General features: G+C 73.8%; 14 protein-coding genes. 6 read left to right on the top strand and 8 right to left on the bottom strand.

Annotated elements, in window-relative coordinates; translation table 11 throughout:
- The first annotated feature begins 8 nt into the window (after positions 1-8).
- Both ACZ7H1_RS21435 and ACZ7H1_RS21430 read left to right on the top strand, forming a co-directional pair.
- Positions 9-515 carry a DUF742 domain-containing protein gene (locus ACZ7H1_RS21435; protein WP_470788706.1) on the top strand — a complete coding sequence of 169 codons (507 nt, stop codon included), beginning with the start codon at positions 9-11 and terminating at the stop codon, positions 513-515.
- The gene (locus ACZ7H1_RS21430) at positions 496-1,128 is read left to right on the top strand and encodes a GTP-binding protein (RefSeq protein ID WP_470788704.1); all 633 of its coding nucleotides are present in this window, start codon (positions 496-498) and stop codon (positions 1,126-1,128) included. The genes ACZ7H1_RS21435 and ACZ7H1_RS21430 overlap by 20 nt, the downstream gene beginning before the upstream one ends.
- Before the next feature lie 174 nt (positions 1,129-1,302).
- Here ACZ7H1_RS21430 and ACZ7H1_RS21425 read toward each other — a convergent pair whose 3' ends face one another.
- Genes ACZ7H1_RS21425 through ACZ7H1_RS21410 form a run of 4 tightly spaced genes read right to left on the bottom strand, consistent with a single transcriptional unit; the run spans position 1,303 to position 4,131 of the window.
- Complete coding sequence (locus tag ACZ7H1_RS21425; RefSeq protein WP_470788702.1) at positions 1,303-2,493, bottom strand: lipid-transfer protein; 1,191 nt, start codon at positions 2,491-2,493, stop codon at positions 1,303-1,305.
- Positions 2,490-2,972, bottom strand: a complete 483-nt coding sequence (locus tag ACZ7H1_RS21420; protein WP_470788700.1) for a Zn-ribbon domain-containing OB-fold protein — start codon at positions 2,970-2,972, stop codon at positions 2,490-2,492. The genes ACZ7H1_RS21425 and ACZ7H1_RS21420 overlap by 4 nt, the downstream gene beginning before the upstream one ends.
- 33 nt (positions 2,973-3,005) lie before the next feature.
- The gene (locus tag ACZ7H1_RS21415; RefSeq protein ID WP_470788698.1) at positions 3,006-3,371 is read right to left on the bottom strand and encodes an Mpo1-like protein; all 366 of its coding nucleotides are present in this window, start codon (positions 3,369-3,371) and stop codon (positions 3,006-3,008) included.
- 13 nt (positions 3,372-3,384) lie between these two features.
- A complete protein-coding gene (locus ACZ7H1_RS21410) occupies positions 3,385-4,131 on the bottom strand; it encodes a M15 family metallopeptidase (RefSeq protein ID WP_470788696.1) in 747 nt (248 codons plus the stop codon).
- Between the two features lie 29 nt (positions 4,132-4,160).
- On the opposite strand from ACZ7H1_RS21410, the gene ACZ7H1_RS21405 reads away from it, so the two are divergent.
- Positions 4,161-4,691, top strand: a complete 531-nt coding sequence (locus tag ACZ7H1_RS21405; RefSeq protein ID WP_470788694.1) for an NUDIX domain-containing protein — start codon at positions 4,161-4,163, stop codon at positions 4,689-4,691.
- Here the strand turns inward: ACZ7H1_RS21405 and ACZ7H1_RS21400 are convergent.
- A complete protein-coding gene (locus ACZ7H1_RS21400) occupies positions 4,688-7,087 on the bottom strand; it encodes a glycoside hydrolase family 31 protein (protein WP_470788692.1) in 2,400 nt (799 codons plus the stop codon). The two genes, ACZ7H1_RS21405 and ACZ7H1_RS21400, sit on opposite strands and share 4 nt — an antisense overlap.
- 210 nt (positions 7,088-7,297) lie before the next feature.
- Between ACZ7H1_RS21400 and ACZ7H1_RS21395 the strand changes: the two genes are divergently transcribed.
- A complete protein-coding gene (locus ACZ7H1_RS21395; protein WP_470788690.1) occupies positions 7,298-9,274 on the top strand; it encodes an acetoacetate--CoA ligase in 1,977 nt (658 codons plus the stop codon).
- Between the two features lie 9 nt (positions 9,275-9,283).
- Here the strand turns inward: ACZ7H1_RS21395 and ACZ7H1_RS21390 are convergent, their stop codons facing one another.
- Complete coding sequence (locus tag ACZ7H1_RS21390; protein WP_470788688.1) at positions 9,284-10,603, bottom strand: GntR family transcriptional regulator; 1,320 nt, start codon at positions 10,601-10,603, stop codon at positions 9,284-9,286.
- Between the two features lie 45 nt (positions 10,604-10,648).
- Here ACZ7H1_RS21390 and ACZ7H1_RS21385 point away from each other — a divergent pair, with 45 nt between their 5' ends.
- Positions 10,649-11,953, top strand: coding sequence for an MFS transporter (locus tag ACZ7H1_RS21385; RefSeq protein WP_470788686.1), 1,305 nt, complete (start codon positions 10,649-10,651; stop codon positions 11,951-11,953).
- 34 nt (positions 11,954-11,987) lie between these two features.
- A complete protein-coding gene (locus tag ACZ7H1_RS21380; RefSeq protein ID WP_470788685.1) occupies positions 11,988-12,875 on the top strand; it encodes a hypothetical protein in 888 nt (295 codons plus the stop codon).
- Positions 12,876-13,039: 164 nt separating this feature from the next.
- On the opposite strand, the gene ptsP is transcribed toward ACZ7H1_RS21380, so the two are convergent.
- On the bottom strand, positions 13,040-14,710 hold the full coding sequence (gene ptsP / locus ACZ7H1_RS21375) for a phosphoenolpyruvate--protein phosphotransferase (protein ID WP_470788683.1): 1,671 nt from the start codon (positions 14,708-14,710) through the stop codon (positions 13,040-13,042).
- Between the two features lie 78 nt (positions 14,711-14,788).
- Complete coding sequence (locus ACZ7H1_RS21370; protein WP_470788681.1) at positions 14,789-15,235, bottom strand: PTS sugar transporter subunit IIA; 447 nt, start codon at positions 15,233-15,235, stop codon at positions 14,789-14,791.
- Between the last annotated feature and the right edge of the window lie 442 nt (positions 15,236-15,677).

The following is a 15,677-nucleotide window of genomic DNA, read 5'->3' as shown; positions in this document are numbered from 1 at the left end:
CGGTCGGCATGAGCGCATCAGGCCAGGACGGGGTCCACGAGCAGTACCCGGACTCCGTCCACTCTCCGGAATCCGCCACTCCGGTGGATTCCGCCCCCCGCGGGGACGCTCCGGCACCCGCGGATCCCGCCGGTCCCGACCCCGCGCACTGGTTCGACGACGACGCGGGACCGGTCGTCCGCCCGTACGCCATGACCCGCGGCCGGACCAGCAGCATCGGCGGGCACCGCCTCGACCTGATCGCCCTGGTCGTCGCGGAGCCGGCGGCCTCGGACCCGGTCTGGGACCAGACGCTGTCCCCGGAACACGTCGACATCCTCGGCCTGTGCATCTCCCGGCCCCAGTCGGTCGCCGAGCTCGCGGCCGAACTGGACCTGCCCATCGGGGTGGTGCGGGTGCTCGTCGGCGACCTGGCCGAGGACGAGCTGGTCCACGTGACCCGGCCGGTCCCCCCGGCCGAACTGCCGGACGAATCCATACTCCGTGAGGTGATCGATGGCCTTCGGGCGCTCTAGCCGGCTCACCGCCGTCGGCGGCACCGGCACGACGGCACCGCCCGTCGAACCCCTGACCCTCAAGATCCTGGTCGCGGGCGGCTTCGGGGTGGGCAAGACCACCCTCGTCAGCGCGGTCAGCGAGATCAGGCCGCTGCGCACCGAGGAACGCCTCTCGGAGGCGGGGCGCCCGGTGGACGACACCGGGGGAGTCGAGGCCAAGAAGACCACGACGGTGGCGATGGACTTCGGCCGGATCACCCTGCGCGAGGACCTCGTCCTGTACCTCTTCGGGACGCCCGGCCAGGACCGCTTCTGGTTCCTGTGGGACGAGCTCGCCCAGGGCGCGCTCGGCGCGGTGGTCCTCGCCGACACCCGCCGGCTGGAGGACTGCTTCGCGGCCGTCGACTACTTCGAGCGGCGCGACATACCGTTCCTCGTGGCGGTCAACTGCTTCGACGGCGCCGACCGGCACCCCGCCGCGGCGGTCCGCCGGGCCCTGGACCTCGATCCGCACGTCCCGCTCGTGCTGTGCGACGCCCGCGCCCGGGAGTCCGTCAAGGAGGTGCTGGTCGGAGTGGTCGAGCACGCCATGTCACTGGCCCGTGCCCGGCGCCGGCCCGCCCGCGTCTGAGCGGGCACGGAGGCGGCCCGTACCCCCGCCGACTGGGGTACGGGCCGCGGCTCTCGTGGGGGGCCGGGAAGCCGCGTGCCCGGAGTGGGTACGCGGACTGTGGAGGCAGTGTTCACCTGCCGTGAAGGGCCGTCAAGCACCCGCGCAGGGGAACACCCCGATTTGCGCGGCCGGTCAGCGGACCGCGACGACGGCCGAGCCGTGGCCGAACAGCCCCTGGTTCGCCGTGATTCCGGCGCGCGCGCCCGTGACCTGGCGTTCTCCCGCCGTCCCGCGCAGCTGCCAGGTGAGCTCGCAGACCTGCGCGATCGCCTGCGCCGGCACCGCTTCGCCGAAGGACGCGAGACCGCCGCTGGCGTTGACGGGGATGCGGCCGCCGAGCGCCGTCGCGCCCTCGCGGACCAGCTTCGCGCCCTCGCCTTCGGCGCACAGGCCGATGTCCTCGTACCACTCCAGCTCCAGCGCGGTGGACAGGTCGTACACCTCGGCGAGGGAGAGGTCCGCGGGGTCGAGCCCGGCTTCCTCGTACGCCGCCCGGGCGAGGGCGGAGCGGAAGCCGTGGGGGTCCGGCTCCACGACCGCCGCCGAGTCGGTGGCGATGTCGGGGAGGTCGAGCACGGTCCGGGGGTAGGTGGGCGTGACGGTGGAGACCGCCCGGATCCGCACCGGGTCCGGCACCCCGCGGGAGCGCGCGAAGTCCATGCTGGTGAGCACGAGGGCCGCGGCGCCGTCCGAGGTCGCGCAGATGTCGAGCAGGCGCAGGGGGTCGGCGACGACGGCGGAGGCCGCCACGTCGTCGGCCGAGACGGGCTTGCGGTAGCGGGCGAGCGGGTTGAGCGCACCGGCTGCCGCGTTCTTCACCTTGACCAGCGCGAAGTCGTGTGACGTGTCACCGTACAGTGCCATGCGTCGCCGTGCGTACAGCGCGAAGTACGCCGGATTCGTGGCCCCCAGCACCCGGAAGCGCAGCCAGTCCGGGTCGTCGGGCCGCTCGCCGCCGGCCGGGGCGAAGAAGCCCTTGGGCGCCGCGTCCGCACCCACCACCAGCACCACGTCCGCGAGCCCCGCCAGGATCTGCGCCCGGGCCGCGCCCACCGCCTGGGCCCCCGATGCGCACGCCGCGTACACACTGGTCACCCGGGCACCCTGCCACCCGAGGGCCCGCGCGAAGGTCGCCCCGGCGACGTATCCGGGGTAGCCGCCGCGCACGGTGTCCGCGCCGACCACGGACTGCACGTCCGTCCAGTCCAGCCCGGCGTCCGCGAGCGCGGCCCGCGCGGCGGCCGTCCCGTACGACACGAAGCTCCGCCCCCACTTGCCCCACGGATGCATCCCGGCCCCGAGGACCGCGACGTCGGCGCTCACCGCCTCTCCTCCGCGACGGGCCTGAAGTGCCAGGTGGTCCAGACGGTTCCGGCGTCCTCGTTCAGCACGCCCGGCACCACCTCGACGGCCATCCCGACCGCGAGGTCCGCCACCGTCACCCCCGGAGCCGCTTGGCCCAGCACCACCATCCGCTCGGCCTCCAGCTCCACGGCCACCAGCGTGTACGGCTCCCAGGGCGCGTCCGGGTCGGACACGTACGGTGCCGGCGGCCGGTAGCGGCCGTCCGTGTAGGACCAGACCCGGCCGCGCCGGGAGAGCGGCACCTGTGCCAACTCCCCGCCGGAGCAGCGGGGATTGCGGCAGAAGTCGTCCTCGCGCGGGAAGAACGTGCAGCCGCAGGCCGAGCAGCGCGTCCCCAGCAGCCGGAACTCGCCGCCGCCCGCGGGCTCCTTCCCGCCCTCGTCCTCGGCTGTGCTCGTGAACCACCCGGTCACCACCGGTGTGCGTGTGCGCGCCACGACCCCTCCAGGGCAGAGATATCTGACGGAACGTCAGAAGTCTGCCACGGGGCGGTCGTTCTCGGCGAGCCACTTGGAGGCCGTCTCCGCAAGCTCGGCGTCCCGCCCGGTCAGCATCATCCGGATCATCTGCGCGTCCCCGCGCAGCGACCACGCGGGATGCCCGAAGGTCGCCGGGTTGTTCCCCTCGATGAAGAAGTGCGCGGGCCAGGCGGTGGCGTAGCCGATCAGCGGCAGCGCGGCCGCATAGCGCCCGCGGCCGCGGGACAGCCCGTACACGGTGACCGCGAGACCGGTCAGCGTGCCGGCCAGGTGCACCCAGCGGGTGGCGGCGCGGGAGTGCATGGCGACGTAGTACGGCCAGAATTCTTCGTACGATCCGAAAGTCCGCTCAGTCATGCCCGCACGGTACTCACCACCGGCCCGTCCGGGTACTGACCGGGACGTCGAAATGGGTATGCGGAAACACTTCGGGTTGCAGTGTGAAATGCCACCACTCCTGGGGCAGGTTCACCCACCCCTGCGCGCCCAGCGCACTCCGCAGCAACTCCCGGTGCGCCCGCTGCGCACGGCCGATCCGCGGATCGGCGGAGTCGGTGTGCGCCAGCGGATCGAAGCAGTCGAAGCCCGTCCCCATGTCCACCGAGCTGTCCGCCGACCGCAGCTCCGCCGGCCCGTCACACGGCCCGGCGGCCCCCTCCACGGCCCCCCGCACCCGCCCCGGCAGCCGCACGAGCGTCACGTCGACCGTACTGCCCCGGCTGTGCCCGGACCGTTCGGCGATGTACCCCTCGGCGAACAGCCGCGACTTGGGCACCCGCGGATGGAACTCCGCCCGGACGCGCGGATCCTCGGGCTCCGCCGCCCACCGCACGAACCGGTCGACCGCCCGCTGCGGCCGGTAGCAGTCGTACACCTTCAACGAGTACCCCTGCCGCAGCAGCACCCGCTGCGCTCGCCGCAGCGCCCGCGCCGCCGGACGGGCCAGCAGGCACACCGGCTCCTCGTACCCCTCCACACGGCCCCCGGTGAAATTGCGCACCGTGGCATAGCGCATGTCACGCAGCACCGACGGATCCACCTCCCGCAGGTCGACCAGCGGGGACGGCTGCGCCGGAACCAGCGCGGCGACGAGTGCGACCAGGGCAACGACCGTCATCCTCACGCCCCTTCGTCTACCATCGCCGGGTGTCAGCACCCGTGAAGGACTCGCACTGCTCCGCTTGCGGAGCCCCCTACGGCACCACGGCCTGGCCGCGGACCTGCCCCGGCTGCGGCGCCGTCGGCTACCGCAACCCGCTCCCGGTCGCCGTCGCCCTGCTCCCCGTCACCGACGACAGCGGGCACACCGGACTCACCGTCATCACCCGCACCATCGAACCGGCCCGCGGCGGCGTCGCCCTCCCCGGCGGCTTCGTTGACCACGGCGAGGACTGGCGGGACGCCGTCGTCCGCGAACTGCGCGAAGAGACCGGCATCGAGGCCCCCGCTGCCGACGTGACCCTCGCCGACGTCCTGAGCTCCCCGGCCGGCCACCTCCTCGTCTTCGGCCTCCTCCCGCCCCGGCCGGCCGCCGCACTCCCGCCCTCGGTCCCCACCGGCGAAACCACCGGCTGGCACCTCCTCCACGCCCCGGCGGACCTGGCCTTCCCCCTCCACACCCGAGCCGCCGCAGCCTGGTTCTCCGGCGCCTACACCCACCGGAGCGCGACGTCCTAGACCCCCCGCATCCGTACCGGCAGCCCCACCGGCGAGCCGTCCTCCCGCTCCACCACCGGCCGCCCGTCCCGCCACCGCGTCACGAACCGCTCCACCGGGGGCTGCTCCCAGCCGTCCCCCGGGTCCCGTATGAGCAGCCCGCCCCCGGTGCGCCCCAGCGCCGGCGCCCACACCTCCAGCTCCAGCCCGTCCGGGACGTCCATGCCGCCCCCCGCAGCGGAAGCGCCGCCCGCCCCCTCCCCGGAAGCGCCGCCCCTGCGCACCGGCAGCACCGCCCCCGCCCGCGCCAGCACCGGGATCCGCCCCACCGGCGCATCCAGCAGCACCTGCCCCGGCCCCTCGTACGCCGCCCCCGTCGCCGTGTCGTACCAGCGCCCCCTCGGCAGCCGCACCGCCCGCCGGTCCGCCCCGCACTCCAGCACCGGAGCCACCAGCAGCGCGTCCCCCAGCAGGAACGCGTCCTCGCAGTCCCGCAGCGCACGGTCCTCCGGAGCCCCCCACCACAGCGGCCGGACGTACGGCGCCCCGGTCCGCCTCGCAAGCTGCGCCAGCGTCACGAAGTAGGGCCGCAGCCGTTCGCGTTCGGCCAGCACCTCCCGCGCGTTCTCCAGCACCTCCGGCCCGAACTCCCACGGCTCCCGCCGCCCCGCCCAGATCGCCGCGTGCGTACGGAACAGCGGCAGGTACGCCCCCAGCTGGAACCACCGCAGATACAGCTCGGGGGAGGGCGAGCCGCCGAAACCGCCCACGTCCGGACCGGAGTACGGCACCCCGCACAGCCCCAGCCCCAGCACCAGCGCCAGCGACGCCCGCAGCCCCGGCCAGCTGCTCTCCACGTCCCCCGACCAGGTCCCGCCGTACCGCTGCATCCCCGCCCACCCCGAGCGGGAGAACAGGAACGGCCGCTCCTGCGGCCGCAGCCGCACCAGCGCCTCGTACCCGGCGCGGGCCATCGACAGCGCGTAGACGTTGTGCGCCGCCCGGTGGTCGCCGCTCTCCCCGTCCAGCGCGTGGCGCGCCGAACGCGGCAGGGTCATGTCCCCGAACGGCGCGAAGGACACCGGCTCGTTCATGTCGTGCCAGACCCCGGAGAACCCCTCCGCCAGCCGCTCCGCGTACTGATCGCCCCACCACGCACGCACCGGCGGATGCGTGAAGTCCGGATACGCGCACACGCCCGGCCAGACCACCCCCCGCACCTCCCGCCCCTGCGCGTCCCGTACGAACGCCCCCGCCGCACGCCCCGATTCGTACAGCGGATCGCCCTCCTCCGCCTTCACCGCGGGATCGACGATCGACACCAGGCGCACGCCCCGCGCCCGCAGCTCGGCGGCCAGCGCGGGCAGTTGCGGGAACCGCTCCCGGTCGACCGTGAACACCCGGTGCCCGTCGTAGTGGTCGATGTCCAGGTGCAGCGCGGCCAGCGGCAGCCCGTGCGAGCGGTACCCGTCGGCGACCCGCCGCACCTCCGCCTCGCTGCCGAAGCCCCAGCGCGCGTGCTGGTGCCCCAGCGCCCACGACGGCGGCACCGCCGCGCCGCCGGTGAGGGCCGCCCAGCCCTGCAGCACCCGGGCCGGCGTACCGACCAGCACCCAGGTGCGCAGCGGCCCGCCGTCCATCCGCAGTTCGCACGTGCCCGCCCGGTCCGGCCCCGAGCCCGCCCCCTCCTCGCCCTCCCGCAGCGTCACCCGCCCGTCCCAGGTGTTGTCGTGGAACACCAGGTGCGTCCCCGCATCGGCGACCACCAGCTGCACCGGCATCGTGATGTAGAGGGGATCGTCGCCGGGCGCGAAGCCGCCCTTCGGATCGGTGTTCCACAGCCGGTACACCCCGTCCCGCAGCCGCGGCCCCGCCGCCCGCCCGCCCAGCCCGAAGAACCGCGCGTCGGCCGCCACCTCCGCCCGCTGCACCCAGCGCGCCCCGCCGTCCCCCGACACCGGCTCCCACCAGCGCGGCGGCAGCTCCCGGCGCAGCACCGCCCCGCCCGGAGTACGCACCTCCACCGCGCCGTGGCGGGACACCGCCACCGTGACCCGTTCCGAGACCACCCGCCAGCCGCCGTCCGTGTCCGGCTCCAGCACCGCCCGGCCGTCCGGCTCGGGCGCCGCGCCCGCCAGCCCGTACGACGGCGTCGGCCCGGCCCCGTCCCAGCCCCAGAACACCGCCCCGCCCGCCGCGACGAGCACCCGCAGCTCCGAACGCGCGAAGTGCACCACCCCGCCGCCGGGCATCGGATCCGCGCCGGTCAGCCGCCCCGGCACCCGGGCGCGCTCGGCGCCGCGCGGGGGCAGCGCCGCCGCATCGGCGCGCGCCCGGCGCCATGCCGCGCGCCAGGCGCGCAGTCCGCGCACCGATCCGAAGTCCTTCACCGTTCGCACCAGTCCCCGAGCGTCCATGGCGATCACCCTGCCATTGCGACCCTGGTCAGCGGGGTGCGTTCAGCTGGCGTTCACCCACACTCGGACCGCTTCTGCCTGTCGTTGATGACTCTGGTGCGGAAGACGATCACATGGCATGGTCCCTGTGAGCCGCCGCGCGCCCACCCCTCGCGCAATGGCACCGTACGCACACGAAGCGCAGAGCCGCAGACCCTGGGAGCCGACCCCATGACCTCAGCAACGCCGCAGCCCTTGTGGTCGCCCGGACCCGACCGGATCGCCGCCGCCGCGGTCACCCGTTTCCAGGAGTGGGCCGCCGAACGCCACGGCGCCCCCGCCACGGGCGGGTACGCGGCCCTGCACCGCTGGTCCGTCGACGAGCTGGACACCTTCTGGCGGGCGGTCGCCGACTGGTTCGACGTACGGTTCGGCACCCCGTACGACGAGGTGCTCGGCTCCCGCGAGATGCCCGGCGCCCGCTGGTTCCCCGGGGCCACCCTCAACTACGCCGAGCACGCCCTGCGGGCCGCCGAGGACCCGGCCCGCGCCGCCGACCCCGCCCTGCTGTGCGTGGACGAGACCCACGAGCCCGTGCCCGTGACCTGGGCCGAGCTCCGCCGCCAGGTGGGCGCGCTGGCAGCCTCGCTGCGCGCCCTCGGCGTACGCCCCGGCGACCGGGTCAGCGGCTACCTGCCCAACATCCCCGAGGCCGTCGTCGCCCTGCTCGCCACCGCAGCCGTCGGCGGCGTCTGGACCTCCTGCGCCCCCGACTTCGGCGCCCGCAGCGTCCTGGACCGCTTTCAGCAGGTCGAGCCCGTGGTCCTCTTCACCGTCGACGGCTACCGCTACGGCGGCAAGCAGCACGACCGTACGGACACCGTGGCCGAGCTCCGCCGCGAGCTGCCCTCCCTGCGCGCGGTCGTCCACATCCCGCTGCTCGGCACGGCGGCCCCCGAGGGCGCGCGGACCTGGGCCGAGCTCACCGCCGGGGACACCGAGCCGGTCTTCGAGCCCGTCCCCTTCGACCACCCGCTCTGGGTGCTCTACTCCTCCGGCACCACCGGCCTGCCCAAGGCGATCGTCCAGTCCCAGGGCGGCATCCTGCTCGAGCACCTCAAGCAGATCGGCCTGCACTGCGACCTCGGCCCCGAGGACCGGTTCTTCTGGTACACCTCCACCGGCTGGATGATGTGGAACTTCCTCGTCTCCGGCCTGCTCACCGGCACCACCGTCGTCCTCTACGACGGCAGCCCCGGCTACCCGGACACCGGTGCCCAGTGGCGCATCGCCGAGCGCACCGGCGCCACCCTCTACGGCACCTCCGCCGCCTACGTGATGGCCTGCAAGAAGGCCGAGGTGCACCCGGGCCGTGACTTCGACCTCTCCGCCGTGAAGTGCGTGGCCACCACCGGCTCCCCGCTCCCGCCCGACGGCTTCCGCTGGCTGCACGACGAGGTGGCCGAGGACCTGTGGATCGCCTCCGTCAGCGGCGGCACCGACGTCTGCAGCTGCTTCGCCGGCGCCGTTCCCACCCTCCCCGTGCACATCGGGGAGCTCCAGGCTGCCTGCCTCGGTACGGACCTCCAGTCCTGGGACCCGTCCGGCAAGCCCCTGACCGGCGAGGTCGGCGAGCTGATCGTCACCAACCCCATGCCCTCCATGCCGATCCGCTTCTGGAACGACCCCGACGGCAGCCGGTACCGCGACAGCTACTTCGAGATGTTCCCCGGCGTGTGGCGCCACGGCGACTGGATCACGATCACCGACCACGGCTCCGTCGTCATCCACGGCCGGTCCGACTCCACGCTCAACCGCCAGGGCGTCCGGATGGGCTCCGCCGACATCTACGAGGCCGTCGAACGCCTCCCCGAGATCAAGGAGTCCCTGGTCATCGGCCTGGAGGAGCCGAACGGCGGCTACTGGATGCCGCTGTTCGTCCACCTCGCCCCCGGGGCCGCCCTCGACGAGGACCTCATCGGCCGGATCAAGAGCACCATCCGGGAAGAGCTCTCCCCGCGCCACGTCCCGGACGAGATCATCGAGGTCCCCGGCATCCCGCACACCCTCACGGGCAAGCGCATCGAGGTCCCCGTCAAGCGCCTCCTCCAGGGCACGGAGCTCGCCAAGGCCGTCAACCCCGGCTCGGTCGACAACCTCGACCTGCTCCGCTTCTACGAGGACCTCGCCCGCACCCGCAAGGCCTGACCGCCCCGGTCAGCCGCCGTACGTGGCCTCGGACTCGCCCAGCACCCCGGCGAAGTCCGAGGCCAGCCGCTGCGCATCGGCCCCGTCCAGCGCCGCGGTCGTGATCCGTACGGCCGGCGCGCTGCCGATCCGGAACCGCTGCCCGGCCGCGACCCACCAGCCGTGCGTCCGCAGCCCGTTCACCACGGCCGACTCGTCGCGCACCGGCACCCACACGCTGAGCCCGCTGATCCCGTGCGCGGGGATGCCGTACGCCCCGAGCGCCCCGATCAGCGCGCCGCGCCGCTGTGCGTACGCCGTACCGGCCCCCGCGACCAGCACCTGCGCGGCCGGATCGGCCAGCACCCGGGCCACCGTCTCCTGCAGGATGCGGCTGACCCACCCGGAGGTCATCAGCAGCCGCCCGTCGTGGCGGGCCAGCGTGGTGGGATCGCAGGCGAGCGCCGCCCAGCGCAGGTCGGGCCCCAGGTGCTTGGAGACGGACCGGACGTGCGCCCAGCGCGGCAGCCCGCCGGTGGTCAGCGAGTGCAGCGGCACCCCGGCGATGTCGGCGTTGTGATCGTCCTCGACGACCAGGACCTCGGGGAACTCCTCCAGCACCGCCAGCAGCTCGTCCCGCCGGCCCGCCGTGAACCGGCCGCCCACCGGGCACTGCGCCCGCGGGCTGCACACCACCGCGCGCGCCCCGGCGCGCAGCGCCCGGCCCAGCTCGGCGGGGAGCATCCCCTCCTCGTCGACGGCCACGGGCGCCATCCGCAGCCCCAGTGCGGGCACCAGGTCGAGCAGGTGGTGGAACCCCGGGTCCTCCACGGCCACCGAGTCGCCCGGCTTCAGCTCGGTCGACAGCAGGCGCGCGATGCAGTCCAGGGCGCCGTGCGCGAAGGTGACCGCCCCGTCCGGCACCCCGTCCCGCGCGAACCACGCACGGGCGTGCTCCTCCAGCCCCGGCAGCCGGGGACTGCCCCGGTACGAGCCGTGGACGGGCGACACCTCGGACGGGGGGGTCAGTACGGGCAGGAACGCCGGGTCGGGGTGCCCGCCGGCCAGGTCGCGCAGCCCGTCGGGCACCCGCGGCGGCCGTCGTGAACCGACTGCGGGCATGTGGGCCACGACGGTCCCGCCCCGGCCCCGCGTCACCACGATCCCGCGCTGGCGCAGTTCCTTGTAGGCCGTCGCGACGGTGCCGGGACTGACGCCCAGCTCGTCCGCGAGCCGCCGCACCGGAGGCAGCGCGGTGCCCGGCACCAGCTCGCCCCCGGCGACGCCGCGCTCGACGGACCCCGCGATTTCCCTGGCGGTCGTACCAGCGAAGGAATATTGTGTTGTCACGTACCGGATTATGTATCAACACAAAAATCGCGTCAAGGGGGGCACGTGGGCATCCACGACCGCAGGGCAGCACTCCACGCACGCATACCAGGAGGCCCCGACGGCCGCCGGATGCTGGTGATCTCCCTCGTCGACAAGATCGGCGCCGGATTCTGGGCCGGTACCGCCGCCCTCTACTTCGTCACCGTCGCCGGACTCGGCATCGCCGAAGTGGGCCTCCTCATCGGCATCGCCGGCGCCGTGGGCATCGCCGGCGCCCCCCTCGGCGGCCTCCTCGCCGACCGCCTCCCGCTCACCCGCCTGCTCGTCGGCCTCCAGCTGCTCCGCTGTGCAGCCGCCCTCGCCCTCCTCACCACCCAGCAGTTCTGGCTGCTCCTGGCCTACTCCGCCGCCGGCAGCCTCGCGGACCGCTCCGCCAACGTCCTCACCAAGCTCTACGCCGCCCGCATCAGCGGCCCCGACCGCGCCCGCTACCAGGCCCTCACCCGCACCGCCATGAACGTCGGCTACGCCCTCGGCGGCCTCACCGCCGCCGCGGCCCTCGCCGTCGGCACCGTCACCGCCTACCGCGCCCTCCTGCTCGGCGACGCCCTCTCCTACCTCGCCATGGCCCTGCTCACCCTGCGCTGCGCCGAACCGCCGTCCCCCGCCGCCCGCGTCATCACCGCGGCAGCCGCCGCCGAGAACGCGACCGCCCACGCAGCCACCGCACGGCCCGCCACCCCGCGCAGCCCCTGGCGCGACCGCACGTACCTCCTCTACACCCTCACCGAGACCGTCCTCTTCCTCGACGACGCGATCTTCAAGGTCGGCATCCCGCTGTGGGTCATCCACGCCACCGACGCCCCCGCCGGCCTGGCCCCGCTGGTCATGGTCCTCAACAACGTCCTCGTCGTCTGCCTCCAGGTCCCCCTGGCCCGGTTCGGAGCCACCACCGAAGCCGCCCGAGGCCTCCTGCGGCCCCTCGCCGCCACCCACCTGCTCGGCTGCCTGGCCCTGGCCGCCTCCGCCTTCGGCAACGCCTGGACCGCCACCGCCGCGGTCTGCCTCGCCGCGGTCGCCCTCACCTTCGCCGAGATGATCCACGCCACCGCCTCCTGGGAACTGTCCCTGGCCCTCGCACCCGACGAAGCCCAGGGCGCCTACCTCGGCGTCCACGGCCTGTCCGCCGCCGCCCAGCGCAGTGTCGGCCCGCTCATCGCCACCGCGTCCGTCGCCGCCGGCCCGCTCGCCTGGGCCGTCCTCGGCGCGGCCCTCGCCGCCACTTGCCACGCCCAGCACCGACTCGTACGACGAACCCCGCCCCCGGCCCCGATGTCAGAGGTGCCGATTACGGTGAGTAAGCACTGACAGCACTCCGCCACCGCGGCATCCGGGGGGAACCATGGCGCACACCGAACACACGCAGCACACCCGGCACACGGCACACCTGAGGCGCACGCTGCGCCGCGAAGTGCCCGGCACCGTCGGCCTGCTCGCCGACCCCGGCGATTTCGCGGCCATGACCGGCTACCGCACCTTCCCCTTCGACAGCGGCGACGACCACGACGCCTACCTCCACCACGTAGGCGGACTCCTGAAGTCCCTCGCGGCCCAGGGCATCCACACCACGGTCGCCCTGTTCGACCCCGAGGAGTACGCCGAATTCTGCGCGGACTCCGGCCTCGACCCCGACACACCCGACGCCCGCACCCGCTTCACCGCCGGCCTCGGCGGCACCGGCCCCGCCGTCCCGTACGACGGCCGGCCGATGGACGACCTCGTCCCGCTCCTCGTCGACGAGTCCGTCCGCCAGGCCACCTGGGAGTACGCGACCCTGCTCCTCGCGGGCGTCGGCCCCTGCGCCGACTGCGGCTCCGACATCGGCCACAGCTCGTTCGAGCGGGCCGGCCGGGTCCTGGACCGGCTGCTCGACGGAGCCGGAGCGGGCCCGCACCACCTGGTCTGCAGCATCCCCGCCGACGGCGACCAGCTGGTCGCGGCCCACCACACGGACGCCGGCGACGAGGCCCGGCTGGACTTCGTCACCGTCCTCGCCGTCGGCATGGCACTGCAGCGGCCCGGGGGAGTGGTGCTCCGCAGCACCGGGCCCGACCGGGCCGACCGGGTCCACGGCTGGCGCCTCGACCGCGGCGTCCTCGTCCCGATCTCCGCGGCGGAGGTCTTCAACGCCTACTGCACCGACGCCGACACCGGAGACCTGCTCTCCCCGGAGCCCGGCGTCGAATACTGCCCGGGATACGACGTCGACGAACCGGGGCCGCACCACTGACCGGGCCGCCGGCGCACCCCGGACGGCCGCCGGCCGAAGTCCCCGCGGGAAGCGGCCCGCGGTCCCGGCCCGGAGACGGCCGGAGGGGCCCTCCGCCACCAGGCGAAGGGCCCCTCCGGGACAGGATCCACCGGACCGGCCGCAACGGCCGCCGACGGTCCGGATCACTCTCCGGACAGCACCGCCTGCGCGGCCACGCGGGCCTCCTCGGCGGTGTCCGCGGCACGCGCCGCGGCCGCCGCACGCTCGCACTGCGCCAGCGTGTGCTTCGCCAGCGTCGCGCGCACGTAAGGAATCGAGGCGGCACCCATGGACAGGCTGGTCACGCCCAGACCCGTCAGCACACACGCCAGCAGCGGGTCCGAGGCGGCCTCGCCACAGACACCACAGCTCTTGCCCTCGGCCTTGGCGGCCTCGGCCGACATGGCGATCAGGTCGAGCAGCGCCGGCTGCCACGGGTCCTGCAGGCGGGAGACGGCACCGACCTGGCGGTCGGCGGCGAAGGCGTACTGCGCCAGGTCGTTCGTACCCAGCGACAGGAACTCCACCTCCTGGAGGATCGAGCGCGCACGCAGAGCCGCGGAGGGGATCTCCACCATCGCGCCGAACTTCGCCTGCAGACCGGCTGCCCGGCACGCGTCGGCAAAGGCCTTCGCATCGGTGCGGTCGGCCACCATCGGCGCCATGACCTCGAGGTAGACCGGCAGCCCCTCGGCAGCCTTCGCCAGCGAGGTCAGCTGCGTACGGAGCACCTCGGGGTGGTCCAGCAGCGAGCGCAGACCACGGACACCGAGCGCCGGGTTGGGCTCGTCCGCCGGCGTCAGGAAGTCCAGCGGCTTGTCCGCCCCCGCGTCCAGCACCCGCACCACGACCCGGCCCTCGGGGAAGGCCTCCAGCACTTTGCGGTACGCCTCGTACTGCTTCTCCTCGGACGGCGCCTTCTTGCTGTCGTCCAGGAAGAGGAACTCGGTGCGGAACAGGCCCACGCCCTCGGCACCCGCCTCGACCGCCGCGGGCACGTCCGCCGGGCCGCCGACGTTCGCCAGCAGCGGCATCTTGTGCCCGTCGGAGGTGGCACCCGGGCCCGAGGACGCGGCCAGCGCGGCCTTGCGCGCGGCAGCCGCGGCCTCCAGCTCGGCCCGCTTCTCCGGAGTCGGGTCCACGAAGATCTCGCCCGTACTGCCGTCGACGGCGACGACCGTGCCCTCGGCCAGCTCACCGGCACCCGGCAGGGCCACCACGGCCGGCACGCCCAGCGCCCGCGCGAGGATCGCACTGTGGCTGGTCGGCCCGCCCTCCTCGGTCACGAACCCGAGCACGAGCGCCGGGTCCAGCAGAGCGGTGTCCGCGGGCGCGAGGTCCCGCGCGATCAGCACGTACGGCTCGTCGCTGTCCGGGACACCCGGCATCGGCACGCCCAGCAGTCGCGCCACGATCCGGTTGCGCACGTCGTCCAGGTCGGCCACCCGGCCCGCCATGTACTCGCCGGCGCCCGCGAGCAGCTCGCGGTAGGCGGCGAACGCGTCGTACACGCCGCGCTCGGCGGTGCTGCCGACGGCGATCCGCCGGTCGACGTCCGCCATCAGCTCGGGATCCTCGGCGATCATCGCCTGGGCCTCGAGCACGTGCTGGGCCTCGCCACCGGCCAGCTGGCCACGTGCGATCAGGTCGGCGGCCACCGCACTCACGGCCTGACGGGCGCGCCCCTGTTCGCGCTCCGCCTCCTCCGCGGCGATCTGCCTGGTCGGCGGCTCCAGCACCGCCGTACCCATGTGCCGAACCTCGCCGATCGCCACACCGTGGCTCACGCCGACGCCTCGCAGCGTTGTCTCCATTTCACCCGTCTCCGATTGTGCGGCGGTTGCGACGCCGCGATGGATGTCCGATCGCGCCGCTCCAGCGGCGAAGGGCACTCAGGCCCAGCTGAAGAGCGCGTCTCCGGCCTTCACATCGCCGTCGGCGAGGTCCGAGAGCGCGTCCGCGGTGGCCTCGAGGGCCACGATCGGGCAAATGGGGGACTTTCCGGCTGCCTCGACGGCCACGGGGTTCCAGCGGATCATCGCCTGGCCGCGCGTCACGGTGTCGCCCTTGTTGACAAGGAGCTCGAAGCCCTCGCCGTTGAGCTGGACGGTGTCGATCCCGAGGTGGGTGAGCACTCCGTGCCCCGCCTGGTCGACGACGACGTACGCGTGCGGGTGGAGGGAGACGACCACGCCGTCGACGGGGGCCACCGCCTCGGAAGGCTCGCGCACGGGGTCGATGGCGGTGCCCGGGCCCACCATCGCGCCGGAGAAGACCGGATCGGGCACTGCCGCGAGTCCGATGGCACGCCCGGCAAGTGGGGACGTCACGGTGGTCATGGATGGCCTCCCAGGGGTGGGGCTTCGACGTGTCGCCGCCCCTGTCTGTCCTGGACGGCGTACTCGTTGAGAAGGGTAAGTCATGAGAAGTCCCGGTTCCGCCTGATCTGTTCCTTGCAGTCGGTGGTCACGGGACCAGTGGACTAGACCATACGCCTGATTCGATTTGCCCGTGCACCACGGGGCCTGTACTGTCTTAAGTCCTGCCTGACCGTGCCACGTGAACACCGCGTGAACAGAGGTCGGCGGGCACCCCACCTATCAGCTGATCTTGAACCACCCTTCTTTCCGCATGTCTGCGGAGCGATGTGGTCCGGAAGACAGAAAAACGCTGCTAGAGTCGGACTCGCCGGAAAGGGAAACGCGAAAGCGAGAACCTGGAAAGCGCCGAGGAAATCGGGTCGGAAAGATCTGATAGAGTCGGAAACGCAAGAACGAAGGA

This window comes from Streptomyces sp. NPDC037401 (assembly GCF_055602345.1).
Note: the sequence above shows the minus strand (reverse complement) of the source record. Positions and strands in the feature narration are given on the sequence as shown.

Excerpts from the sequence above, each read along its gene's own strand:
- ACZ7H1_RS21435 (WP_470788706.1), top strand. The coding sequence starts at position 9 with ATGAGCGCATCAGGCCAGGACGGGGTCCACGAGCAGTACCCGGACTCC.
- ACZ7H1_RS21370 (WP_470788681.1), bottom strand. The coding sequence starts at position 15,235 with ATGACCACCGTGACGTCCCCACTTGCCGGGCGTGCCATCGGACTCGCG.
- ptsP (WP_470788683.1), bottom strand. The coding sequence starts at position 14,710 with ATGGAGACAACGCTGCGAGGCGTCGGCGTGAGCCACGGTGTGGCGATC.
- ACZ7H1_RS21380 (WP_470788685.1), top strand. The coding sequence starts at position 11,988 with ATGGCGCACACCGAACACACGCAGCACACCCGGCACACGGCACACCTG.
- ACZ7H1_RS21430 (WP_470788704.1), top strand. The coding sequence starts at position 496 with ATGGCCTTCGGGCGCTCTAGCCGGCTCACCGCCGTCGGCGGCACCGGC.
- ACZ7H1_RS21410 (WP_470788696.1), bottom strand. The coding sequence starts at position 4,131 with ATGACGGTCGTTGCCCTGGTCGCACTCGTCGCCGCGCTGGTTCCGGCG.
- ACZ7H1_RS21400 (WP_470788692.1), bottom strand. The coding sequence starts at position 7,087 with ATGGACGCTCGGGGACTGGTGCGAACGGTGAAGGACTTCGGATCGGTG.
- ACZ7H1_RS21395 (WP_470788690.1), top strand. The coding sequence starts at position 7,298 with ATGACCTCAGCAACGCCGCAGCCCTTGTGGTCGCCCGGACCCGACCGG.
- ACZ7H1_RS21415 (WP_470788698.1), bottom strand. The coding sequence starts at position 3,371 with ATGACTGAGCGGACTTTCGGATCGTACGAAGAATTCTGGCCGTACTAC.